The 23912-nt window shown below is 69.6% G+C and carries 14 protein-coding genes; 4 read left to right on the top strand and 10 right to left on the bottom strand.

What is annotated here, in order from left to right:
- Positions 1–81: 81 nt before the first annotated feature.
- From OHB41_RS45875 to OHB41_RS45865, 3 genes are read right to left on the bottom strand one after another with little or no spacing between them, the layout of a single operon-like run.
- Positions 82–429, bottom strand: a complete 348-nt coding sequence (locus OHB41_RS45875; protein ID WP_266707644.1) for a YciI family protein — start codon at positions 427–429, stop codon at positions 82–84.
- Positions 426–1376, bottom strand: coding sequence for a Vgb family protein (locus tag OHB41_RS45870; protein ID WP_266707642.1), 951 nt, complete (start codon positions 1374–1376; stop codon positions 426–428). The genes OHB41_RS45875 and OHB41_RS45870 overlap by 4 nt, the downstream gene beginning before the upstream one ends.
- Positions 1373–2050: a CatB-related O-acetyltransferase gene (locus OHB41_RS45865; RefSeq protein WP_266707640.1), complete on the bottom strand. Its 678-nt coding sequence runs from the start codon at positions 2048–2050 to the stop codon at positions 1373–1375. Before OHB41_RS45865 ends, OHB41_RS45870 begins: the two co-directional genes overlap by 4 nt.
- Positions 2051–2343: 293 nt before the next feature.
- On the opposite strand from OHB41_RS45865, the gene OHB41_RS45860 reads away from it, so the two are divergent.
- The gene (locus tag OHB41_RS45860; RefSeq protein WP_266707638.1) at positions 2344–3237 is read left to right on the top strand and encodes a LysR family transcriptional regulator; all 894 of its coding nucleotides are present in this window, start codon (positions 2344–2346) and stop codon (positions 3235–3237) included.
- Between the two features lie 329 nt (positions 3238–3566).
- On the opposite strand, the gene OHB41_RS45855 is transcribed toward OHB41_RS45860, so the two are convergent.
- Complete coding sequence (locus tag OHB41_RS45855; RefSeq protein WP_266707636.1) at positions 3567–4736, bottom strand: epoxide hydrolase family protein; 1170 nt, start codon at positions 4734–4736, stop codon at positions 3567–3569.
- A 215-nt stretch (positions 4737–4951) separates the two neighbouring features.
- Here OHB41_RS45855 and OHB41_RS45850 point away from each other — a divergent pair, with 215 nt between their 5' ends.
- Positions 4952–5527: a CGNR zinc finger domain-containing protein gene (locus OHB41_RS45850; protein WP_266707634.1), complete on the top strand. Its 576-nt coding sequence runs from the start codon at positions 4952–4954 to the stop codon at positions 5525–5527.
- Positions 5528–5728: 201 nt separating this feature from the next.
- Here the strand turns inward: OHB41_RS45850 and OHB41_RS45845 are convergent, their stop codons facing one another.
- Positions 5729–6571, bottom strand: a complete 843-nt coding sequence (locus OHB41_RS45845) for a DUF6461 domain-containing protein (RefSeq protein WP_266707632.1) — start codon at positions 6569–6571, stop codon at positions 5729–5731.
- 710 nt (positions 6572–7281) lie between these two features.
- On the opposite strand from OHB41_RS45845, the gene OHB41_RS45840 reads away from it, so the two are divergent.
- Positions 7282–7764 (top strand): hypothetical protein, encoded by a 483-nt coding sequence (locus OHB41_RS45840; RefSeq protein ID WP_266707631.1) that lies wholly within the window; start codon positions 7282–7284, stop codon positions 7762–7764.
- Between the two features lie 148 nt (positions 7765–7912).
- Here OHB41_RS45840 and OHB41_RS45835 read toward each other — a convergent pair whose 3' ends face one another.
- Positions 7913–8935 carry an NADP-dependent oxidoreductase gene (locus tag OHB41_RS45835; RefSeq protein ID WP_266707630.1) on the bottom strand — a complete coding sequence of 341 codons (1023 nt, stop codon included), beginning with the start codon at positions 8933–8935 and terminating at the stop codon, positions 7913–7915.
- 100 nt (positions 8936–9035) lie between these two features.
- Here OHB41_RS45835 and OHB41_RS45830 point away from each other — a divergent pair, with 100 nt between their 5' ends.
- On the top strand, positions 9036–10004 hold the full coding sequence (locus OHB41_RS45830; protein ID WP_266707629.1) for a LysR family transcriptional regulator: 969 nt from the start codon (positions 9036–9038) through the stop codon (positions 10002–10004).
- 644 nt (positions 10005–10648) lie between these two features.
- Here the strand turns inward: OHB41_RS45830 and OHB41_RS45825 are convergent.
- The 4 genes from OHB41_RS45825 to OHB41_RS45810 all read right to left on the bottom strand — a co-directional run bounded on the left by OHB41_RS45825 (position 10649) and on the right by OHB41_RS45810 (position 23755).
- Positions 10649–13921 (bottom strand): family 78 glycoside hydrolase catalytic domain, encoded by a 3273-nt coding sequence (locus OHB41_RS45825; RefSeq protein WP_266707628.1) that lies wholly within the window; start codon positions 13919–13921, stop codon positions 10649–10651.
- A 27-nt stretch (positions 13922–13948) separates the two neighbouring features.
- Entirely contained in the window at positions 13949–17368 is a 3420-nt protein-coding gene (locus OHB41_RS45820; RefSeq protein ID WP_266707626.1) for a glycosyl hydrolase, read from the bottom strand.
- A gap of 51 nt (positions 17369–17419) precedes the next feature.
- Positions 17420–19984 carry a glycoside hydrolase family 127 protein gene (locus tag OHB41_RS45815; RefSeq protein ID WP_266707624.1) on the bottom strand — a complete coding sequence of 855 codons (2565 nt, stop codon included), beginning with the start codon at positions 19982–19984 and terminating at the stop codon, positions 17420–17422.
- A 420-nt stretch (positions 19985–20404) separates the two neighbouring features.
- Positions 20405–23755: a GH92 family glycosyl hydrolase gene (locus OHB41_RS45810; protein ID WP_266707622.1), complete on the bottom strand. Its 3351-nt coding sequence runs from the start codon at positions 23753–23755 to the stop codon at positions 20405–20407.
- Between the last annotated feature and the right edge of the window lie 157 nt (positions 23756–23912).

Below are 23912 nucleotides of genomic sequence, written 5' to 3'. Positions count from 1 at the left end.
GGTGCGCGCTTGGGACCCGTCCGGCGTGCCGGTGAGGCACGCCGGGTGTCCGGGCAGAGGGCGGCGAGGGCCGACTGTCGCTCAGGCCGATTCGAGGACGGGACGGATTTCGAGCGCCTCCGGGGTGGGGAAGCCGCGGGCCAGCTCGATGGCCTCGGCGTGGTCGGCCACCTCCAGGATGAACCAGCCGCCGAGGGTCTCCTCGCCGCTGTGCACGGGTCCCTCGGTCACGGCCACGGACCCGTCCGTCGTCTTGCGTACGGTGACGGGGCCCTGGCGCTCGGTGTCAAGGGCGTCGCCGCCCGCCAGTTTGCCCGCTGCCGCGAGCTCGCCGATCCACGTCTCGTACGCCTTGCGGTAGGCGTCGCGGTCGGCCTGGATCCGCGCGCGTGACGCGTGTGTCTCGAAGACCACGAGTGCGTATTTCATGGGGTGTTCCTCTGTTCGGTGTTCCTGGTGATGATGTTGGTTCTGGCGGTGATGTCGGTTCTGGCGGTGGGGGAGATACGGGCCAGTGCGCCTGTCTCCAGGGCCGTCCACAGGGCGCCGTCCGGGCCCATCGTGATCCCGTGTGGTTCGGAGGCCGGGGTGGGCAGGTCGTGGACGGTGACCGTGCCGTCGGCGGTGATCGAGCCGACGCGGTTGCCGGCCCATTCGGTGAACCACGCGGTGCCGTCGGTGTCGGTGGTGACGGCGTGCGGCCGGACCGAGCGGTCGGGCAGCGGATACTCGGTGATCCGGCCGTCGGGCGCGCGGTGACCGATCTGACCGGCGGCGATCTCGGTGAACCAGACGCCACCGTCATGGCTCGCGGCGATACCCACCGGGGCGGCGGCCCCGGTGGGCAGCTCGTGGATCGTGATGCGGCCGTCCATGCCGATGCGGCCGATGGCGTTGGCCTGGTTCATCGTGAACCACATCGCGTCCCCGGCCGTGGCGATCGCAGAGGGGAACGCGCCGGTGCACGGCAGTGGATACTCCGTGACCGATCCGTCGGTGGTGAGGCGTCCGATGCGGTCGGTGGCGGTTTCGGTGAACCACAGTGCGCCGTCCGGGCCTGCGGCAATACCGAAGGGACCGCACCGCGCGGTCGGAAGCGCGAACTCCGTCGTGTGGCCGGCCGTCGTGATCCGGCCGATTCGGTGCGCCCGGTACTGGGTGAACCACAGTGCGCCGTCCGGCCCGGCACTGATGACCGTCGGACCGCTGTCCGGGGCGATCTGATGGCTGGTCGGCTTCTGTCCCGGGACGAGTCGGCCGATCTGGCCGCTGTGCACCATGGTGAACCACAGTGCGCCGTCCGGGCCTGTGGTGATGGCGTACGGGCCGCTGTCGCGACCGGACACCGCGTACTCTTCGACGGTCCGCGTCGTCACTGCTGCTCCAGACCTTCGGCGGCGGCGATGCGCTCGATGTCCCGCGGGGAACCCGCCATGATGGTGCGCGCGTGCGTGGTCACCAGCGCGACGGGCCAGTCCCACCAGGCGGCGCGCACGAGCCGTTCGACGTCGCTGTCGTCGAAGCGCTGTCTGATCGTTCCGGCCGGGTTCCCGCCCACGACGGTGTAGGGCGGCACGTCGGCGGTGACCATCGCACCGGCCGCGATCACGGCACCGTCACCGATCCGTACTCCCGGCATCACGGTGGCTCCGTATCCGAACCACACGTCGTTGCCGACCACCGTGTCCCCGCGGCTGGGCATGCCGGTGACGATGTCGAGGGTCTGCTCGGCCCACTCCCCACCGAACATGGTGAAGGGGAAGGTGGACACCCCCATCGACGGGTGTCCGGCACCCGCCATCAGGAATCGAGTGCCCGTGGCGATCGCGCAGTATTTGCCGATGACCAGCCGTTCCGGACCGTAGGCGTAGAGCACATTGCGCTGCACGAAGTCGGTCGCGCCGTCGGGGTCGTCGTAGTAGGTGAAGTCACCTGCCACGACGTGGGTTCCGGCGACCAGTGGCTTGAGGAAGACGACCCGCTGGTGGGCAGGCAGCGGGTGGAGCGCGGCCGGGTCAGGTGTCCGGGCAGCGCTCGGGTCGGATGGCACGTGGGAATCGCTCCGTGGGGGTTCGTGCGCGGCGGCCGGGGACCGGCGCGTGAAGACCAGGGCCGGCGAGGTACGCGACTTCCGCGCGGTCCGGGTCTTGCGGGCCGTCGGCTGGATCGAGCGAGCCCGATCCTGCTGTCTCGTGCCGGTTCATGCCCTCACCTGTGGGGGGTGGCCGACCGGCTCGGCACCCAGCATGCCGAGCGAGCAGCCTGGGCGCAACGGCATATCTGGTTATGATCGTTAACCCAGAGGTTCATGAATTCGGGGGCCACGAGGGAACCGGGGATGGAATGGAACTGCGGGACATAGAGATCTTCCTGGTGCTCGCGGAGGAACTCCACTTCGGCCGCAGCGCCGAGCGCCTGCATGTCTCCCCAGCCCGTGTCAGTCAGGCGATCAAGAAGCAGGAACGCGTCATCGGCGGTCAGCTCTTCGAGCGGACCAGCCGCCACGTGCGGATGACCCCTCTCGGAGAGGTGCTGCTCCAGCGACTGAAGCCGGCGTACGAGGGCATCCAGGAAGCCATGGCCGAGGTGACCACCATCGCCCGCCATCCGGCCGGCACGCTGACGCTGGGGGTCATGGGTGCGCAGATGCACGAGATGCGCCCGGTCCTCACCCATTTCCGGGCCGGGCATCCGTCCGTCGAACTCCGGTTCAGAGAGGTGTTCTTCAGCGATCCGTTCGGAGCCTTGCGGGCCGGTGAGGTCGACGCGGTGGCCACCTGGCTGCCCGTTCGTGAACCGGACCTGACTGTCGGCGTGGTGCTGCGCGAGGAACCGCTCCACTTGATGGTGGCCACCGGCCACCCGCTCGCCCGGCAGGAGTCGGTGAGCGTGGAGGTGCTCGGTGACCACATCGTGCCGCGCCTGAACGGCCCTCTTCCCGCCTACTGGGAGAGTGCGGTCCTGCCGACCCGCACACCGGCCGGACGCCCTGTCCGCCGGGGGCCGGCCGTCTCCACCTTCTACGAGATCCTTGCCCTCGTCGCGGCAGGCGACGTGGTGTGCACGGTCCCCGACGAGGGACGCCGCTACAACGCGCAGCCCGACGTCGCCTTCCTTCCCCTCCATGACGCCCCGCCCGTCCAGTGGGCCCTGATCTGGCGCACCGACCGCGCGACCGCATTGGTACGCGCACTCGCCGAGGCGGCGACGGACTGCGGGGACGCAACGGAGCGATAGAGACGGGATGGGATGGCGTCGGTGTTGTCGTCCGTGGCAGCACCCCGCCACCGCCACCGCCACCGCCACCGCCACCGCCACCGCTCCGGCCCGAGCCAAGGCGAGCGCGACCAGCGACCCCTGCCCGGCGTCACCGCCTGCCTGCTGCACATCCACCAGGCAGGCGGTCAACCCGAACAGCACCGTTGGCAGGGCGTCGAGGGGCTGGTCGCGAAACGCGCCGCCTCCTCCAACCACCCTCGGCCTCGCACCGCCTGCGGCAGTCAGCCCCCGGTTTCACGCCTCCACGCCGGCGTCGACGACGACATGACCAATCTCAGTCAGCGTTTTCAGTCAGCGGCCAGCACTGCCGCGAGGCCCTCTTGGAGATCCCTGACGAAATAATCGGGAACCTCCAGCGACGGGAAATGCCCCCCGGTTTCGGGCGACCTCCATCGGACGATCTGCCGGTACCGCTCCTGTGCCCAGGCGCGCGGACACTTCTCGATGTCGCGGGGATACACACTGATTGCTGACGGGACGTCCACCCGAAGGTCGGGGTCGAGCGAGTTGTGGCTCTCGTAGTAGATGCGGGCCGATGACGCGCCGGTTCGCGTCAGCCAATACAGGGTGACGTCGTCAAGAACGCGGTCCCTGGAAACCGTCTCGAACGGGCTGTCTTCGGTATCTGTCCACTCGGCGAACTTGTCGAGGATCCAGGCAAGAAGCCCGACTGGTGAGTCGACGAGCGAGTATCCGATGGTCTGCGGCCGGGTCGCCTGCTGCTTCGCGTACGCCGCGTGGTGGCGCCAGAAATCGCGGGTTTCCTCGGTCCATTTGCGCTCGGCCGCCGTCAGCCCGTCCGTTGGCAACCCGGGCGGTGCCTGCGCGGTCGTCGTGTGGATGCCGAGAACGTGCTCCGGGAACCTGCCGCCGAGGACCGTGGTGATCACACCTCCCCAGTCGCCGCCGTGGGCTACGAACTTGCCGTAGCCGAGCCTTGCCATCAGTTCCACCCATGCGGCCGCGATCTTTTCGATTCCCCACCCGGTGGTGGCCGGCTTGTCGCTGTGACCAAAACCTGGCAGCGACGGGACTACGACGTGGAACGCCGGCGCGTCCGCGTTTTGCGGATCTGCCAGTTCGTCTATCACATGGATGAACTCGGCGATGCTGCCTGGCCAGCCGTGTGTCAAGATCAGAGGGGTGGCGTCTGCGCGGGTGGACCGGCGATGCAGGAAGTGGATTCCCAGACCGTCAATGGGCGTGCGGAACTGGCCGATCTGGTTGAGGCGCGCTTCGAACGACCGCCAGTTGTACCCGGTGCGCCAATAGTTCACGACGTCCACGAGGTCGGCGAGAGGAACGCCCTGTTCCCATCGGCGAGGGTCGGACGCGGCGCGGTAAACCGTCTCTGCCTCCGGCAACCGTGCCGCGGCCAATCGTGCGCGCAGGTCGTCGAGGTCGGTGTCGGTTGCGTGGGCTTCGAATGCTTGCACGTCGCGGGTTTGACGGTTCATGAGATACCCCCGCCGAGGTGAGCTGACGTGGTGACAACGCCGCGATCAATGGCGGCCGCAGCGTCGGTGACGCACCAGTGCGTGGACATGAGACCTCCTGCTCATCGGTGGAACCGACTTGGGACCGAGGTGGGACCGAGGTGGAGCCTGTTGGAACCGGCTAAGCCGGTTCTAGCAGGTCTCGATGTCGGCGTGCAACCAGCTAAGGTGGTTCCATGAGTGCTCGTTTCCCTGACTTCCGTCTCGGCAAGGTGCTGGCGACCAGCTTCACGGGGACCCTGTCGGAGCGTCATGGCGACGCTGTGGAGCGCATCCCCACGCCGCAACGACTCGTCGACTGGCTGGTGGTGAGTGGCCTCGCCGTGGAGTCCTGCACCACCGCCCAGCTCGAACGCGCTTGGGAGCTGAGGGAATCAATTCACGCCGCTGCGACAGCGGCCGCGTGCCGAGCCCCACTCCCTGTGGCTGCTGTCCAGATCATCAATGACTGCAGCACTCAGGGTCGGGCCGCGGCGGTCTTGACGCCCGAGAACAATCGGCAGTGGCGGCTTGGCCCGACTTCCTCCGTGGAGGATGCCCTAAGCGTTGTCGCCGCCGACGCGGTCAGCATCATCGCAGGTGAACGAGACGGGAAATTGGCCTTGTGCGCGTCGCCAACCTGCCAAGCCGCCTTCTTCGACACCAGTCAGAGCCGCACCCGCAAATGGTGCGACATGAACACATGCGGGAATCGTCAGAAGAAGGCGCGCTTCAATGCCAGTAGTGGCGAAAACGCCAGATCGGCAAAGTGATCGTTGCTCTCGGTACGTCCAGCGCCTCACGTCCGCGACACAGGTGTTGAAAAAAGGGGGTGCCGCGTCCAGTCCGTCGCCGGTCGACCGGCGGAATACACACAGCGAAGACCAGTTGATCCGCGAGGGGCGCGGCACCCCGCTCCGGGTCCCTTGCCGAGGGAGGCAGGTACGCCGGGTCACCCTCCACGCGCTCGCTCGCTACTCACCTGTCTCGTGCTCCGAACGATCCCTGGCTGGTGAATCGTTGTAGGTGATCACCACCGGCGCGTTTGCCTCCGCCCGTACCCGGTCCGACGCCGTCGCGATCTCCTCGTAGCTCCATTCCCTGTACAGGCGCTTCCCGTGGGCATCGGTGATGTCGATGACCACGCCGGTCCACTTCTCGGCGGGCTGTTCGGGGACGAGTCCCAGCTCGTACGCAGCGTCCTGGAGGAGGGATTCGGTGACGCGTACGCCGGTGAGTCTCTCGGCCAGAGCGAGGACCGCCGCCTTCCGGTCGACGTCCGGGGCGCTCTCGTCGTGCTCTCCCTCAGGGGTCAGAGGGAAGCCGACTTCCCGCAGCAGGGGGACCAATTCATCGGGGGTGCTGCCGCCGCGCGAGGAGGGGCCCTCGAACGTCGTACGGAGGTCACCGTCCTCGAACCAGTGGAAGAAGTGCATGGGCTTGCCGCCGTTGGTCGAGTGCGCCACGACCCGGCCGCCCCTCGACAGCGTCTCCACGCACGGCGCCGCGATCCCCAGGCCGCCGTCGAAGCCGAGAACGAGTGTCCAGTCGCCGTTCTCGCCCGGAGTGCTGAAGGCGCCCGCGACGTAGGACTCGTCCCAGTAGTCGTAGTCCACCTCGGCGCGGTGAGCGTCTTCCGCCTCGATCAGCCCGGCCGTTCCCACCCCGGTGCCGCGCGGCGCCGCCTCCATCGCGCGCAGCACCTCGCGCGGGGTCCGCCCCCGTATCAGTGTCAGTGTGTATCCGCTCTCCATCATGTGGCGGAAGAGCGGCGAGGTGCGGATCCATGCGTAGTCGTGCGCGGTCACCAAGGTCATACGGCGAAGTGTGCCTGATGCCTCTGACAACGCCCGGCGCAAGCAGCTTCCTACGGCTGGAGCTGGTCCTCGGGCCGCGCCACCGAGTCCGTGTCGGCAACATGATCGTGTTACGAGCCCGTACGAGTCTCAGCTCGTCGCCTTCGGCCGGTCCGCCCCGACCCAGGCGAGCCGCATGATCACTCTGCTTGACTTGGTGCGGGGAAGGCAGAAGGTCCGGTACGCGGACACCGTCGCCCCCGACGTCGTCGGCTTCACCGGACCGGCCACCCGTTCCGGACCCGGCCGTTCAACTTCCCGACGGACGCGTCACACGCGCCCAGAGACTCGCTGTGCCGCTTGCCGCACAGATGGCAGGGCGCTGAGTCACGCGTCGAACCCGTGCAGGCGACGGACTTCGCTGACGGTCGCTGAGCCGGTACTCATGTCTCATGACAACTTCTGACGGTGTGTCCGGAGCCGGCGACGCGCGTGAGTCCGACGCCGAGAAGATCGACCGTATAGCGGCCTACGCGGCAGAAGTTGATCAACGCAGGTCGAAGGACACAGTGAGCTCAGGAAGCTCGCGCCGCGTGTGTTCCGTCGGTCTACCAAGCTGACCAGTCAGGCGAACGCAACCGCTCCGACACCCTTGGCCGCAGCCCTACGCACCGCCGTGGCGAATTCCCTCATGGTGGTTCTTGGGGCCCGAGCTGTCCGGGGATACTGTCGTGGTGCTGTTGACGTGGATCGCTGAGGTGGCGGACGAGCCCCTGGTGCTGGAGCCGGCTGACCGGCGCGTGGAGTGGGAGACCAGCACCTGGTCGCTGGGCGCGTCGGACGACGACAGGAGGTCGTTGTCCGTCTCCCAAGTGGTGACTGCCTTCGAGCGGACGGCTTCTGCCATCCGGGAACGTGCTCGCGAGCTGGGCTTTCCCGGGGTGGCGACGTTCTATGTGTGGCACGACGAGCAGGCCGGGCAGCTCCGGTGCTCGACCGGTTCTGTGCCCCCGGAGGCGTTGCCGTTCAGCGGTACCTATGTGGTTACGGACGAACTCGGCCCGGTCGTCGAGGGGTTTCTGGCCGACAGCGAGCCGGGCATCATCGACTGGTCGGCCCTGGACGACGTGCAGGGCCACGCGGAGCAGACCGAGACCGAGCCGGAGGTCATGCCCTTCCGTGTCTGGGTCTGCAGCGTCGGAGCCTCGCACTGACGGATTCTGCCGGTAGTCGTAGCCCTTGTCGACGTGCACCTTCGCCGGGCGGCGACAACGGGATCCGCGGCGGGAACGAAGGGGCCGATTCCGCTGGGGAGAGCCGGAGCCGGGAGGGCCTGGACGGGGCGGGAAGGTCCAGGCGGTGTCAGTTTGCGGGCGGGGCCTGTGTGTGGTCTCGCACGATGATTTTGCCGGTGTTCTCGCCGCGCAGCATTCCCAGGAATGCGTCCACGATGTGCTCGAACCCGTCAACGAGGGTCTCGTCCAGGGCGAGCCGGCCGCTCTGCAGACGGGGTACCGCGAACTCGTACAACTCCTCCTGCATGTCTCGGTAGTTGCTGACCAGGAAGCCCTCCATGCGGATGCTCTTCTCGACGATGTCCGCATAGTTGAAGCGAGGCGCCGGTGCGTCGGGGGTGTTGTACTGGCTGATCGTGCCGACGCGGACGATGCGTCCGAACTCGCACAGCGCTCCGACCGCTGCGGCCAGCTGCTCGCCGCCGACGTTGTCGACGAACACGTCGATGCCGCCCGGTGCGGCCTTGCCGAGCAGGTCGGCCACGGGCCCGTCGTGGTAGTCGAAGGCGACGTCATAGCCCACCTCCCGCACGAGGTGGGCCGCCTTGGCCGTCGAGCCCGCGCTGCCCACGAGCCGTCCGGCGTGGAGCAGTCTGGCGAACCGTCCGGTCGCTGTGCCGACCCCGCCCGCGGCGGCCGACACGAACAGGTTCTCCCCCTCCTGGAGTCGGGCGATCCGGGTCAGCCCCACGTAGGCGGTCAGGCCGGTGCCGCCGAGCGTGCTCAAGTACGCGGTCAGGGGCACCCCGTCGAAGTGGGGTAGCTCCCGGACGTTTTCGGGTCCGACCACCGCGTGTGTGCGCCAGCCCTGCCGGTGCATCACGACATCGCCCTCGGCGAGCCGAGGTGTGCGCGAGGCGATCACCCGCCCGATGGTGCGGCCCTCCAGCGGTGTGTCGAGCGCGAAGCCGCCGGGTACGTCGTCCATCATCTCGCGGTGGTAGGGGTCGACGGACCAGTAGAGGTTCTCCACGAGCGCGCTGCCGGCGGCAGGGGCGGGAAGTGGGGTCTCGACGAAGGTGAAGTGCTCGGCGGTGGGGAATCCGTGGGGGCGGGTGGTCTGGTGCACGGAGATCGCGGTCTCGTTCATGTCCGGACCGTAGGGCGGGAATGCGCCTCCCGGGCAGCCGGTTGGGCTCATGCGACGCACCGTTCCATGAGCAGTTCTCATACGCTGAGGTGAGCGCCCCATGGCACGTACGACCGACTCCGATCTCGTACCGCAGGAACTTCGCGTCCTGGTGGCGATCGCGGACACCGGGAGCTTCTCGACCGCGGCCGGCACACTCGGCCTGACCCAGTCCGCGGTCTCCCACTCGGTTCGCGGCAGCGAGCGCAAGGTCGGTGCCGTCCTCTTCGAACGCGGCCGCACGGGCGCCCGCCCCACCCATGCCGGAGAGAGGGCCGTGGCGCACGCCCGCCGCATCCTGCGCCTGCTGGACGTCCTGACCGCCGAGGCGCGCGCGGCGGCCCGGCCCGATGCCGCGGAGGGACTGCTGCGGATTGCGGCTTTCCGCAGCGCGGCTCTCCACCTGCTGCCGCCCGTACTGCAGCGCCTACGCGCCCGACACCCCGGGATCGAGCCGCGGGTGCGGATCGTACGCGAGGTGGGGCGCGGCGCAGCGGGCGAAGTGGCCGACGGGAAGGCCGACATGGCCATCGCCGCGCTGGGCGGCTCTACGCTGATTCCACCGGGTCTGATCGCGAGCGGACTCTTCGAAGAGCCGTATGCCCTGGTGCACGCGACGGGTCACGAGGCCCCGCGCTCGCTGCCGCTGGTCGACTGGGCCGAAAACTGTGGTCCGTACACCCGCCGCTGGTGGGCCGCACAGGACTGGATCCCTAAGGCAACCGTCGAGGCCGAGGACGACGGAGCGGTGCTCTCCTTGGTGAGCGGAGGCCACGGAATGGCGATCATGCCCGCGCTCTCCTTGGTCGGAGCACCGAACTCGGTCGAGATCACTGACCTGGGCCCCGAACGCCCGACACGCCAGGTCGGTTATGTCACCACCTCCGAGCTGGCCAGGTCCGCCGTCGTGCGCGCCTTGGTGAGAGAACTACGGGCCACGGTCGTCCGGGGTGTGAGCGTTCTCCAGCATGTCGATTCTCTGCGAGCCCCAACGAGTTCGTGCACGGTCGGTCGAGCGGATTCCAGTTGAACCAGCCTCGGGAAGTGTCGTAGAGGGTCGTGGGTTCGTCGCATGTCTGGGATGTCGAGATCTGCAGGGCGACGGCATCCGCGCGCGCCGCATGATCGTCCGCCAGAACCACCGAGATCAGAACCGAGGACAGCATGAGCACGGGAAGAACTCGCCCGCGGCGTACGCGTGAGATGACAAGGGCCGCCACGGCCAGCACGAGGCCGGCCAGCAGGAGCCACCGGTTCACGCTTGCTTCCCGGTCGAGTCGTCGGGACAGCTCGGCGAGGTCATCGCAGAGTACGTACGTCTCCGGTCCACCGAACAGCGACAGACAGCGTTCCAGTACCGCGGCCAGCACGATGAACATCCCTCGCGCCGGCAGCGGACTCGGATCTCTCTCCGCCCCCGACCCCGACCCCGACCCCGACCCCGACTCCGACCCCGACTCGGATCTCGCCCCCGTTCTGACCTGCCGCGCAACCCTCATGGCCCCTACCCTTCGGCTGCCCGCGGAACATCCGGCCGAGCGCGGAGATTACCGCCCCCTGTGGGTCGGGGTGCGGTGACCCAAGGCGGTGAACCCATGTGGTCAGAGCACGTGGTAGTCCCCGGGCCGGGTGGTGCCGATCCCGGTCCACGGGATCGGCACCACCCGCGGCCCTTCAGGACGTGGCCGCCGACTCGCCGGACGGCGGCGTCGACCGGAACGTCCAGCTGCCGGAGCCGACCTCGTACACGGCCTCGGTGGCCGTGGTGCGCAGCGGCTTCGCCTTGCCGGGGGCGGTCGCGTGGCCGCCGGCGGCGGGGACGTGGATCTCGGCCGTACTCCCCGCGGGGACGTCCACCGTGAGACGGAAGGCGTCGGCCGTACGAGTCCAGTCCGTCCGGGCGAGTCCGTACGGGGTGCGGTAGGAGCCCGACGCGGAGGTCAGAGCGCCCACCGCCGCGGGACGGACGAGGAGTTCCCGGTAGCCCACGGAGCCGGCCGTCTGCTCGATGCCCGCGACCCGCCCGGTGAACCAGGAGTCGACGGCGCCGAGCATGAAGTGGTTCTGCGACTGGCCGGGACCGCCGTCCCAGGACTCGCCGAGCGTGGTGTTGCCGGCGAGCACCTGGTAGCCGTAGCTGGGGCTGGTCGTCTGGGTGGCGATCCGGTACACGACGTCGTCGCGTCCCGCGGCGGACAGCACACGGAACGCGGCGGGCAGGGAGATCTCGCCGAGCAGCAGGTGGTCACCTGCGGCGGCGACGGACGAGGTGAAGTGGGCCAGCAGCCGGTTCTCCTCACCCGCCGGATAGGCGCCCATGTCGAGAGCGACCGCCTCGGCGCCCTGGCCGCCGCCCCCGAACGTACCGGTGGCCGAGTCGTAGTACTTCGCGGTGAGGGCCTGTGCGGATGCGTCGGCCTCGGCACGGTAGTCGGCGCCTGCCGTGTCGTCGCCGAGGACCGTGGCGATCCGGGACAGGGCGTCGACGACGCGCCAGTAGCCGTAGGTACCGGCGACCGCGCGCGGGAAGGTGCGGTCGGGGGTGAACCAGTCGCCCAGGCCGTAGTCGAGGATGCCGTCGGACACCTGGGTCCTGAGGAAGGCCGCGTACTGCTTCATACGCGGGTAGTAGGTGCGCAGGGTCTCCCGGTCGCCGTAGGTCGTGTAGAGCTGCCACGGCACCAGGACGAAGGCGCCGCCCCAGTTGGAGTCGTTGCGGTAGGCGCCGGGCAGGCTCGTGTACTCGGGGACGGTGCTCGGGATCAGACCCTCGGTGGTCTGCGCGTCGGCCATGTCACGGACGATCTTGCGGAGATACGCCTCCATGTCGAAGTTCGCGGCGAGGGCCGGGAAGACCAACTGGTCCTGTTCCAGCCAGCCGAGCTTCTCCCGGCTCGGGCAGTCGGTGAGGACGCTCATCATGTTGCCCTCGACGGCCCGGCGGATGATGCCGTGGATGCCGTTGATCAGGGGGTCCGAGCTGGTGAAGTCACCGGCGGAGGCGTTGTCGGTGCGCAGGACCTTGCCACGCACCGAGACCGTCGCGCCCTCGGGTACGCCCTTCAACTCCAGGTAGCGGAAGCCGTGGTAGCCGAACGTGGGATGCCAGGTGGCGGTGCGGCTGTCGCGGGTGGTGTAGCTGTCCCACAGGGGCGCGCCGACGTTGCTGATCGACTGGAAGGCATGGCCGTCCTTGAGGCTCTCGGCCGGGTAGACGCGGATCTCGGTGCCGGCGGGCGCACTGACGGTGATCTCCGGCCAGCCCGCGATGTTGCGGCCGAGGTCGAAGACGCGGCTGCCGGCGGCGCCGTCGACCTCCTCGCCGGTCAGGGTCTGTACGACCCGGATCGGTTCGGTCTCACGGGCGCTGAGCGCGGCGGGAGCGCCGGGGGATCCCGGAGCGGCGACGGTGACGGCGTTCTTCCAGGAGCGGTGGTCGCCGGCCGGCTCGTCCCAGTGCGGGATCTCGCGGCGGGCGTCGTGGTCCTCGCCGCCGTACCAGTTGCTGGAGGTGGTGGGGCCGAGCGTGGTGCGCCAGTCGTCGCCGCTGGTCACGGTGCGGCGGGTGCCGTCGGCGAGGGTGACCTCCAGTTGGGCGATGAGCTTGGGGTCGCTGATGTTCCCGTACAGCTTGCGGTAGCGGTCGGCGGTACTGATGACGTTGGACATGCCGTTGCCCAGGGCCACACCGAGGGTGTTGGCACCGGTGCGCAGCCGGTCGGTGACGTCGTAGGTGGCGTACTGGACGCGTTCGCGGTAGTCGGTGTTGGCGGGTTCCAGCACCGCGTCCCCGACGGGCTCGCCGTTGACGGTGGCGTCGTAGACACCGAGTCCGGCGATGTGGAGCCGGGCGCTGCGGATGCCGTGGGGGAGCGTGAAGTCGTCGGCCAGCAGGGGAAGTCCGGCGGGTAGGTAGGGTTCCGGAGGCTGCTGGCCTGTGACGTGGGCGAGCGGGGCGAAGGGTCCGGCCGGGTCGTCGGAAGCCGAAAGGGCGTAGTCCACGGGGAAGTCGGGGACGTTGCCGTCGGCGGTGAGGACGTCGGCGCGCGGGTAGAGCGCCACCTGGTCGAACGTCTTGGCCGACTTCAGGTCGAGGGTGAGGGTGACGGGAGCGGCCGAGGTGTCGGCGGAGGTGTGGGCGGCGCTGGAGTAGCCGGCGGCCGTCTGCAGGGCGCTGTTCGTCAAACCGTCGGCGGCGAGGGCGGGTTCATAGGTCTTGCGGATCGTGTAGGTCTCGGAGGCGGTGACCGCGGCTCCCACGGCGAGCCCGGTCGCCCCGGTCCCGGAGTCCCGTACGTCGATCTCGCCCAGCTGGAGACGCCACGTGCGGGCGTCGACGCTCTCCTTGAGCGGCAGACCGAGACGGCTGACGTCGAGTCGCAGGTAGCGGGCCGTCGTGCGGGGCAGTCTGACCACGACGGGCTCGATCTTCCGGTCGCTGAGCCGCCATGCGGGGTGGGTGATCCACTGGGCGTGCCAGTCGCCGACTTTCGTCAGACCCGTCTCGAAGGCGGCCGGTGCGCTCCAGCCAGAGGTCCGGCGGGAGTCGGACCACAGCCGCACACGCCAGTACACACGGGTGCGGGAGCCGAGCGCGCGGCCCGCGTAGGTGGTGTCCGGTACGGCGGAGGCGACCTTCCCCGAGTCCCACAGGTCGGGTCGGCCGGAGCGCAGCCGCTCCGTCGAGGTGGCGGCCTGGACGCGGTAGGCGCTCTGGAGGATGTCGGCGGTGCGGGCGTCGGTCTGCCAGCTGAGGGCGGGGGTGGTGTCGTCGATGCCGAGCGCCTCGTCGAGGTGTTGGGTGCGCAGATGGACGGGGGTGAGGGCGCCGGTGGTCGTGGCCGCGGCCGGGACGGTGGCGGACACGGCGGTGACGAGGGCGGTCAGCGTGGCGGACAGCAGGGCGGCGAGGCGCCGGCGTCCGGTGTGTGGTCCGGGTCTGGGCATGAGGGTCCTTCGTGACGGAGCGGCTCGTTACACACGGTCCAGGTCGGCGTCGGCCCGGCGCCTGAAACGCAGCGTGACCGGGCCGAGCAGACCGGAGGGCAGGGGCTTGTTGCGTTCGTTGGAGAGGGTGTTGGCGACCCGTACGGCGATCCGGTTGCGGCCGGGGACCAGCAGCGTGGTGACGTCGGTGACGAAGGGCGCCCACAGCAGCGGGGGGAGAGCGGTGCCGTTGACGGTCACGCCCGCGACGTCGCGTACGTCTCCGAGGTCGAGAAGCACCCTGCGCCCTTCGAGGAGCGCGCGGGGCACGTCGACCTCCTTGGTGTAGGTGCCGCTGCCGGAGAACAGCGGCGCGTACGTGGTCCAGCTGCCGAGCGGGCCGGTGACGGGCGTGTCGTTCTCGCGTTCCAGGGCGAGCGTCCAGTCGCCGGTGACGGGGACCGGGGTCAGCGGGTCGTCGACGTGAACCGTGCCGCGGTAGGTGCGGCCCGCGTCTGTGCCGGTGAGCATGTGGGTCCCGGGTTCGGCCACCTCGATCGTGGCGCGCAGGCCGAGACCGTGGCGCTTGACGGCGAGGACGTCGACCGGGGCGTCCGTGAGGTGCGGCCCCGCCGTGCCGTGGGCGCGGACGACGACGACACGGGTCTCGTACGGTGCGAGGCCGAGCGGGACGTGCAGGCCGCGTCTGCTCACGCGGTACACGGGCGCGGATCCGGTCGCGCCGGTCACCGGGTCCCACAGCTCGGGGACCCCTTCGGCGGGCAGGACGGCGGTGGCCGCCACCGCCGCCGCGCTCTCGTTGTTGAAGAGGAAAGCGGTGTCGTCCCCCCGGGTGACGCGCAGGACGCGGACCGTCTCCTGGGCGGGGTCGAGGACGGCTGCGGCGGCGCCGGCGTCCTGGGCGGCGGTGCCCAGGCCTGCGACATCGGGGACGCGCACCGCGCGTCCCCGGCCGAGGGTCCGGCTGCCGGGGGCCGTGCCGGTGAACAGGTCGTTCAGGGCGCGGGTGAGCGAGTGGTCGTGGGCGTCGGCCTCGTCGGCGGGCAGCGTGCCGACGGCGACGACGGTGCCGCCTGCCCGCGCGAAGTCGTTCAGGGCGCGGACCGTGGCGGTGTCCAGGGTCGGCGTCTCGGGCAGGACGACCAGGTCGTAGCGGGCGGCTCCGACGGCCAGGCGTCCGGAGTGGACCCGGGCGTGGGCCAGCAGCTCGGGATCGCCGGTGAGGACGCCCTCGTGGAGGAGGTCGAAGTCGACCTGGGCGCGTTCCAACGCGTAGGCGGCGTCGCTGAGCGCGCCGTCGAGTGCGCTCTGCCGGTCGGTGCCGGTCCACTGTTCGGCGGCCCGCTGGGGCTGGAGCAGTGCTGTGCGCGCGGCGGAGGTGCCGCGCGCGGCCTCCATGACCCGGCCGATCCATTCGGCCAGCGGACGCATGGACCACCACCAGGGGGCGCGCGGCCCGAAGGGCGGCGGGAAGTAGACCACGGCCTCGTCGGTCCACAGGGCGTGCAGCACGGTCAGGTTGACGCCGCGAGCGGCCTGGGCGCCGACGGTCGCGTGCACGAAACCGGGGGTGACCTGCCAGCCCATGTTGCCGAACATCTCCATCAGGGTCCGCTCCCGGCCCATCTGATGGGCGACCGAGACCGGGTTGCGGGGCAGCATGGTCTGCTCGCCCGCCACGTACTCGGCGGTGATGATGTCGCCGCCGGGCACCTGCGCCCACTGGTTGACCTTGTGCAGGTCGCCGGTGCTGGGGATGCGTTTCGAGGGGGCCGTCTCGTCGTAGAGCGGGTTGGTGATGAGGGCGACTCCCCGGTCCTCGCACCAGGAGGCCTGGGCCCGGAAGTAGCGGGCGAACCGGTTGGAGACGGCCTGCCAGTACAGGCCGCGGGTGATACGGCCGGTGCGGCCGAGGTCGTCGAAGGCGCTGGCGTAGGCGACGCCGGGTTCGGCTCCCACGTCGCGCAGGGCCCGGTCGAGCGTGGGTGACCAGGGAAGCCGCTTGAAATGGGCCTCGGCGGAGGCGAAATAGGGTTCGTCGTCCCAGAAACCGGGCACCACGGTCCCGAACCACCGGTGGAAGCGGCGGTGGTACTCGCCGGGCACGATGTCGAGGAAGAGCTGTACGGGTTCGTCGTCGAGGAGGTCGACGTAACTGCGGCTGTAGCCCTGGGAGTCGTCGATCAGCGGGACCCCACCGAACAGGTCGAGCTGCCAACGGCCGGCCGGGACCTGCCAAGTGCCGTCCTTGGCGAGACGGTCCGTCAGGTCGACGACGGCAGCCGCGTCCGTGGACCCCACCGGGCGGGCGGCCGCGGCGGCGGCCCGGACGGCGAGCGACGCCCGTTCGGGGAAGTCGCCGGCGACGGACGCGTCGTCGAAGGCCGTGGAGTACAGCGTGCCGCCGTCTGGTGTGGTGACGGTGAGGTCCTCCCACAGACCGCGTTCGTCACCGACCGCGCGCACCCCCACCCCACCGGTCGCGTACCGGTCGTCGTCGACGGTGCCTTTGGCGCGGCCGTCGAGGGTGACGGTGAGGGAACCGCCGCTCATCGTCACGACGAGCGCGTGGTACTTCGTCTTGTTGAAGCCGTCGGTGCGGGTACTGGTCAGCAGCGTGACGGGGCCCGCGTCGCGGGTCAGGCGCAGCACCGTGACCACGCCGGTCTGGTCGAAGGTGACGGCGTAGCCGTCGAGGCCGTCGGTGGAGGCGCGCACGACCAGCCCGGCGGCGGTGTGGTCCGCCTTGGCGCTCGCGGTGACGGTGAGGTCGCTCCAGCGCTCGCCGCCCCGCAGCACGGTCGCGCCGCCCAGTACGGCGGCGTCGGCGACCAGGTGTCCGGTCTCCACGCCCACGCCGGTGCTGCGGCGCAGGTCGGCACGGGCCGGGCCCTCGACCACGGAGGTGGAGCGCCACAGGGCCTTCAGCCGGAGGTCGGGTCGGGGTGCGTAGGTACGGGAACCGACGGTGCCGCCCTTGACGATGAACTCGCCGGCCCTGCCGCTCGGGAAGTGGTCGTCATTGAAGAGCCAGACCCGCATACCGGTGCGTTGGGCCGTGCGCAGCACGTGCTCGACAATGTCGAACCATTCCTCGGTGAAGTAGACGGGCCGCATTGCGTCGTTGTCGAAGGAGAAGAGGATGACCTCGTACATGCCCTTGTCGCGCAGGTCCGCCAGCTGCCGGTCGACCAGCTTCGGGGTGACGGCGCCGTTCCAGTACCAGTAGACGGTGGGGCGGCTGTCCCTGGGCGGGTCGGTGAACCGGCGGGCGGAGAAGGCGGCGGCTACGGTGTCCGGTGACTGCGCGGACGCGGCGGCGGCCGGTACCGCGAGGCCGAGACCGGTCAGCCCGGTCGCGAGGGCGGTGCCGGCGCCCGCCGCGGCGACGAAGCCGCGTCTGGACAGGTGGCCTTCGGGGCGGACGGCGGGGGTGGAGTCGGACATGCGCGTGCTCCTGCGGAGTGCGGGGGTGGGGAGGAATGACGGCGGGGCCGGTCAGCCGGCGGCGAGGCGCGCCACCTCGGCCCCCGTGAGGGCGCGGTTGTGCACGCGCAGGTCGCGTACGGCGCCGTTCAGGTAGGGGTGGCTGGTGTTCTGCGAGCGCCCGAGGTACGAGCGGGTGGTCACGCCGAGCAGCAGGGGGCTCGACACCATGGCGGAGTTGCGGCCGGCCTCGGTGCCGTCGAGGTAGAGCACACCGGTGCCGCCGCCCAGGGTGAGCGCGACATGGGTCCAGCTACCGACCGGAAGCGGTCCGTCGGCGTCGATGAAGTCCTCGCGTTCCATACCCGCGATCTTCAGCGCGGCCCGGGCGCGGCCGGCGCCGGTGGTGACGGCCAGGAACAGATACGTGTCCTTGTGATAGCCGAAGTCGAAGACGCGCGCCGAGGCGGCGAGGGCGTCGGCCCGGACCCGCACGCTGATCGTCACCTCGTCCAGACCGCTCAACAGGCCCGGCGGCAGGGCGACGTGACCGCCGGTCCCGTCCAGCTGGACGGACGGTCCCGTGCCGTCGCCGGCCCACCGTGCTCCGGCGGCGAGGGCCGCGTCGGCGAAGCGGCCCGTGGCGTCGGCCGGGTTGCCGATCGCCTCGCTCAACGGGTAGTGGGCGACGTCCCGTTCGCGCCCTCGATGCGGGGCCACGGCCCAGTAGACGTTGTAGCGCTGGTGCTGGATCTCGTGGAACGGCCGCAGGCTCACGGAACCGCCGTCGGAGAGTGCGGTGAAGCGGGTGGAGGTGCCTTCGACCGGGCGCAGCGATGCGGGACGGATGGCCGGGACGGTGGCGAGTTCGGTGTCGCCGTACTCGCCCGCCAGGACGAGGGGGCCGTACGACAACGCTTTCACCTGTGGGTTGTCGGGCGCCGGGGTCCACACGGGCCGTCGGGGCAGGGTGAGTTCGACGGTGTCGCCCGGGCGCCAGGACCGCTCGACCGCCGCGTAGGCGCGGGGGCGGACGCGGCTCGTGACGGGCCGCCCGTTGACCTTGAGCACGGCGTCGCGTCCGGTGTCGGCCACCCAGGCGGGGATCCTGAGGTGCAGCGTGAAGCGTCCCCGGCCCGCCTCGACGGTCAGGCGTGTGCTGCCTTCGTCCGGATACCGCGTCTCTTGACGGAGTGTCACCTTCATCTGGCGCCAGTGGACTTCGGAAGGGATGAAGAGGTTGACGTAGAGGGCGGGCGAGCGGGTGTCACGGGAGTGGAAGTAGACGGAGTCGGCGAATTTGGTGTGCGTCTCCAGTCCGGTGCCGTGGTCGCAGGAGAAGTTGTCGTAGTCGCCGCTGTAGCTTCCCGGCGCGGCACCCAGACCGCCCTTGGGCTCACGCTGCGAACCCGCCCACAGGCCGGTGTAGTAGGTGACGAACCCGTGCGCGGAGTCGGGATCCTGCTCACCCAGCATCTGGTTGTGGAGGGTCCACTCATAGTGGTCCATGTACTCCGACCGCTCGGGGTGGTGCAGGAAGAGACTGCGGCCGAGCTTGAGCATGCTGTAGCTGTTGCAGTTCTCGCAGGTGACCGCGGAGAGTCTGCCGGCGATCTCGTCCGGCGGCCCGAAGAGCTCCTGGTTGGAGTTGCCGCCGATGGCGTACGAGTGATGGCGGACGACGGTCGTCCAGAAGGTTTCCGCGATGTCCAGGTAGCGGCTCTCGCCCGTGGCTTCGTAGGAGGGAACGGTTCCGACGATCTTGGCTATCTCCGTGTTGGCGTGGTGCCCGGCGAGTTCGTCACGGCCGGCGGCCAGCGGCGCGTACAGCTCCTCGTGGTCGAAGCGGCGCGCGGTGCGCAGGTGCGCCGGGTCGCCCGTCTCCAGGTACAGCCTCGTCAGCACCTCGTTCATACCGCCGAACTCCACCTTGAGCAGGCTCTGCATCTGCTCGTACGGCAGCGGAGCGGTACGTGCGTCGGCCCAAGCGGCCATCTCCCGCAGGACGTCGAGGGCTTGGCCGTTCCCGCAGAGCCGGTACTGGTCGAGCAGTCCCGCCATGATCTTGTGCAGCGTGTAGTACGGCGCCCAGGGCTTGCCGCCCGCCTCCAACTGGTCGAAGACCTGCTCGGGGAAGGCCGAGAGGTAGCCCGGGGTGAAACCGGCCGCGGGCGCGGCGCGTTGGCATTCGGCGAGAGAGCCGACCAGGAGGCGCCCCTTGTCGGCGTACGCCGTCACACCGGTGTTGGCGTGGGCCTGGGCGAGGGCGCTGAGCAGGTGGCCCGTCGTGTGGCCGCGCAGCTGGACATCGGGGGCTTCCCAGCCGCCGCAGGGTTCGGCCGCGGAGGGCAGGCCCACGTTCAGGCGGAAGCTGCGCAGGAGCCGGTCCGCGTCCACGAAGAGCAGATAGGCACTGGTGCGCCGCATGTTGGCGAGGAACGGGCTCTCCAGGAGCCGGACGTCCGACAGGTCGAAGGCGACGAGGGCGGGACTAGGGCCACCTGGCGCCGCATCGGGGCCATGGCCGGCCGCGCGAGCGGGCGGGACGGATCCGAGGGTGGTGACGGCGGCCGCGGCGGAGGCGGTGAACAGCACCTGGCGGCGGGGCGGGCCGGCGATGTCGCGTGATGCGGGCAACGTACGGAGCTCCCTTCGGCGGTACGGGCAGGCACGGCACGCGCGGCCGGCGCCGGTCCCTGGAGGGGGAAGCACCTGGCCGCGCTGCCGGTTGAATCGTTTTACATCGCAGCCGCAGACGCTAGGCTCGGGCACCGCAAGCGTCAATACTTCTCACAAGTATTGAGCGGACCTCCTGAAAGTGCGGGGATGAACAGTCCGATTGACCAGGCAGGTTGAACGAAGAAGGGCTCAACCATCCGCGTGGGACGACGTGTTGCAACAGCAGATCGACTGATTGAAACGTTCAATTCTCTCGAAGTCGAGTATCTGAGCGGAGGGCACTTCGATCACCGCTGTCGGGGACCCGCCCATGCACGAAGGGCTGGTTCCGGAGGTCGTGACCGGAACCAGCCCTCTGTCGTCAGTGCCTGCCGTGCCTCACTGCCCGAAGCCGTAGCCGAACAGGTGGACAGTGCCGGTGGAGCCCGTCACCGGAAGGGTGATCGACGCCACCTGCTTGGACACGTCGAGGGGGACCTTCGTCGCGAAGACGTACGTCTTCACGCTGTCCCGACCTCCGCTCGCCGTGTTCCGGTAAGCCGTCGCGACGGCCGTCGTATCACCCGGAATCGGCTTGCCGCCGCCTCCGTTGAGCGTCCAGTCCGAGAAGCCGACTGTCGCCCGGGAAGTGGTGCCGTCGGTGTAGGTGACGGTCAGCGTGCCCGAGACCCCGCTGCCGTCGATCGGCGCGTTGGTCGCAGCGCCCAGCAGGCCGAGGGACGCACCTGAAGTGCCGGCCGGCATGGGGATGGTCTGGCCGGCCATCTCCAGGTTGTCCGGCTGACCGGACGTCACTGTCGGCCAGGTGTAGGAGATGCCGTCGGCCGTGACGGCGGAGCCGTTGGTGACCCCGGCCGCCGACAGCGCGTTCTGCGAGAACGCCCAGCCGCCGCCGTCGAACCCGGACGAGAAAGTGGCCCCGTCGGGGAAGACGCCCTCATTGGTGTCGTAGGGCCACAGCGCACCCGCCTTCGCGACGGCCACGCCGAGGACGGCACTGCCCACTGCCGTACCGGTGGTGTGGTCGGTCAGTGCGAAGGTGACCGGGAACGTGCCTTCGGTCGAGCCCGCCGTCACATGGACCTTGGCCTCGGCGCTGCCGGACGCGGCCACCGGCAGTGCGCCGGATGCCGTGTCCAGCGTGACTCCCGACGGTGCCGTGGCCTTCCAGTCGACCGTGACGGCCTTGCTGCCGAGGTTGGTCAGGTTCAGCGTCCCGTCACCGGACGCACCCGGCTGGAGGACGAGGCCGTCACTGGTGGGGCCGGTCGCGGCCAGCACCCGGTCGCCGCCCGTGGTGTCCGACGGCGGCGCCGCGGACGGGTCGGACGCCCACGACTTGTCGGGCTGGGTGCCGAGCGTGAAGTCGAGCGTGCCGGCTCCCGTGAACTGCTGGTAGGTCAACCAGGAGGTCTGCCACGGCTTGCCCTTGACGGCGAGCGACTGCACGTACGGCGCGTCGGGCGCGGCCTGGGGCGCCTTGATCTGCACCGCCTTGCCGCTTCCGAGGGTCACTTTGGCCACCGGGAAGGACGGACTGCCGAGCACCAGGGTGTCCGTGCCCGGGGTCTCGGGATACATGCCGAGCGCGGACCAGACGTACCAGGAACTCATCGCGCCGAGGTCGTCGTTGCCGAAGGAACCGACCGGGGCGTTGAAGTACAGCTTCTGCTGGGCGTCGCGGACGGCCGCCTGGGTCTTCCACGGCTCGCCCGTGTAGGCGTACTCCCACGGGATCTCGACGCTGGGTTCATTGCTCAGGTCGGCGTCGGTGCCGCCGGGGTGGGCAACGTTGTCCAGCAGGCTGTCCAGGTAGGACGAGTACGCCTGGGTGCCGCCCCGCGCCTGGATGAGCTGCCGCAGGTTGAACGGGACCATCGGAGTGTACTGCGCCGACGTACCCTCGACGAAGCCGTTGGAGGTGCCCGGCGTGAATCCGCCCGCGAACTGACCGTCCTTGTTCTTGCCCTGCATGTACCCGGTCTGCGGGTTGAAGACGTTCATCCAGTCCTGCGCGCGGGTGGCGAACTTCGTGTAGACGGGCGTCTTGCCCAGTGCCTTCGCGAAGGCGGCGACGGCGTAGTCCGCGGAGTCGTACTCCAACTGCGTGGAGACCGGTCCGTAGAAGTTGCAGCAGCTGTAGTCGTTCTCGTCCAGCGGGAGGTAGCCCTTCGCGTCCCGCACCGATTCGCCGGGACGGTCGTTGTTCGGGGTCGTGCCCTCGTGCTGCAGGGCGGCGAGCGCCTTGTCCGTGTCGAAGCTCCGGGCCCCGAAGGCGTACGCGTCGGCGATGATGCCGGCGGCCGGGTCGCCGACCATGACGTAGCTCTCGCCGTTGTTCGACGCCCACTTGGGGAGCAGGCCCGTCTGGTCGTACCCGTTGAGCATCGAGGTGACGACATCGCTGGTGACCTTGGGCTCGACCATCGCCATCAGCTGGGTCTGGGAGCGGTAGGTGTCCCAGCCCGAGTAGTTGGCGTACTGGGCCTGTTGTCCCTTGGCCAGCTTGTGGACCTGATTGTCCATGCCCATGTACTGCCCGTCGGCGTCCGAGAAGACGTTCGGGTGCAGCAGCGCGTGGTAGAGCGCGGAGTAGAACTGCACCTGTTGGTCCGCGGACCCGCCGCCGATCTGGACCTTGTTCAGCACCGCGTTCCAGGCGTTGTGGTTGGCCTGCTCGACGGTGCCGAGGTTCCAGTCCTTGATCTCGCGGGAGAGGTTGCCCGCCGCACCGGCGTCACTCGTGTAGGAGATGCCGACCTTCGCGCGCACTGTGGGGTTGGTGGAGGTGTCGAAGGTCAGGTACATCCCGTTCGCACCTGTCGTCGGCGGCTCGACGCTCGACTTGGCCTTGCCCGTGGCCGACTTGCCGGGTGCGCTGCCTGCGCTCGCCGCCGGGGACGGGGCGACGGAGCGTGTGCCGCCGCCGGCGTCGTGCACCGTCGGGGACGGGGCGGCCGGAACGGTGAAGTGCTTCTCCTTCAGCGGCTTCGACGGGTGCGTGGACAGGTTCTGCCGGACCTTGCCCGCCTTCAGAGCGGTCGCGCTCGGGTTGATCGTGCTGCCGACCCAGGTGCCGCCGGCGGTGAACGGCTGGTCGAACTTGATGTCGAAGTGCAGCGTGTACCTGTTGCTCGCGCCACAGAAGTGGCCACTGTCGATCGAGCCGCTGATCTCCTTCTTGTTCACCACCTGGACACGGGTCCCGTCCACCTGCGTGGCGCCACCACTGAGCTTGAAGAGCAGGTTGGCCTGCTGGCCCTTGGGGAAGGTGAAGGCGCCCAGCCCGGCGCGGGTGGTGTCGGTCAGCTGGGTCGTGACCCCGTTCGCATCGGTCACCTTGTACGAGCCGATGCCGGTCTTCTCGTCGTTGTGGCTGAAGCCCACGGACGTGCCGCCGAGGCTTCCGGACAATGCTCCGGTGACCGGCAGGACGGGCAGGTCGCCGGCGACGCCGCAACCGGGCCCGGAGACATGAGTAAGGCTGAAGCCGGAGATCTTGCTGTCGTCGTACTCGTAGCCGCCGCCCGAGGGCCGGTCGGGCGTCGTGTCGGGACCCCACTGCACCATGCCGGCGGGCATGTCGGGGCCGGGGAAGGTGTCCACCGCACCGGAGGTGCCGATGAGAGGGTTGACCAGGGACGCGGGGTCCTTGACGAAGCCCGGCGCCGCGGGGCTCGCTGCTTGGGCGTTCCCGATGGTGGGAAGCGGCAGCACGGCGATGCCCATGATCGACACCACGGCCAGGCGTTGACGGAATCTCTTGCGGTTACGTGGAGCGGCTGAACGTCGGGGTCTTGCCATCTGTTGCCTCCACAGCGGGTCCCACTTCGCACATGAGGAGTCGGCGTGCCGAAGAGCGCACACCGACGAGCGGCAGCGGTGC

Source organism: Streptomyces sp. NBC_01571, assembly GCF_026339875.1.
Lineage (GTDB): Bacteria > Actinomycetota > Actinomycetes > Streptomycetales > Streptomycetaceae > Streptomyces.
Note: the sequence above shows the minus strand (reverse complement) of the source record. Positions and strands in the feature narration are given on the sequence as shown.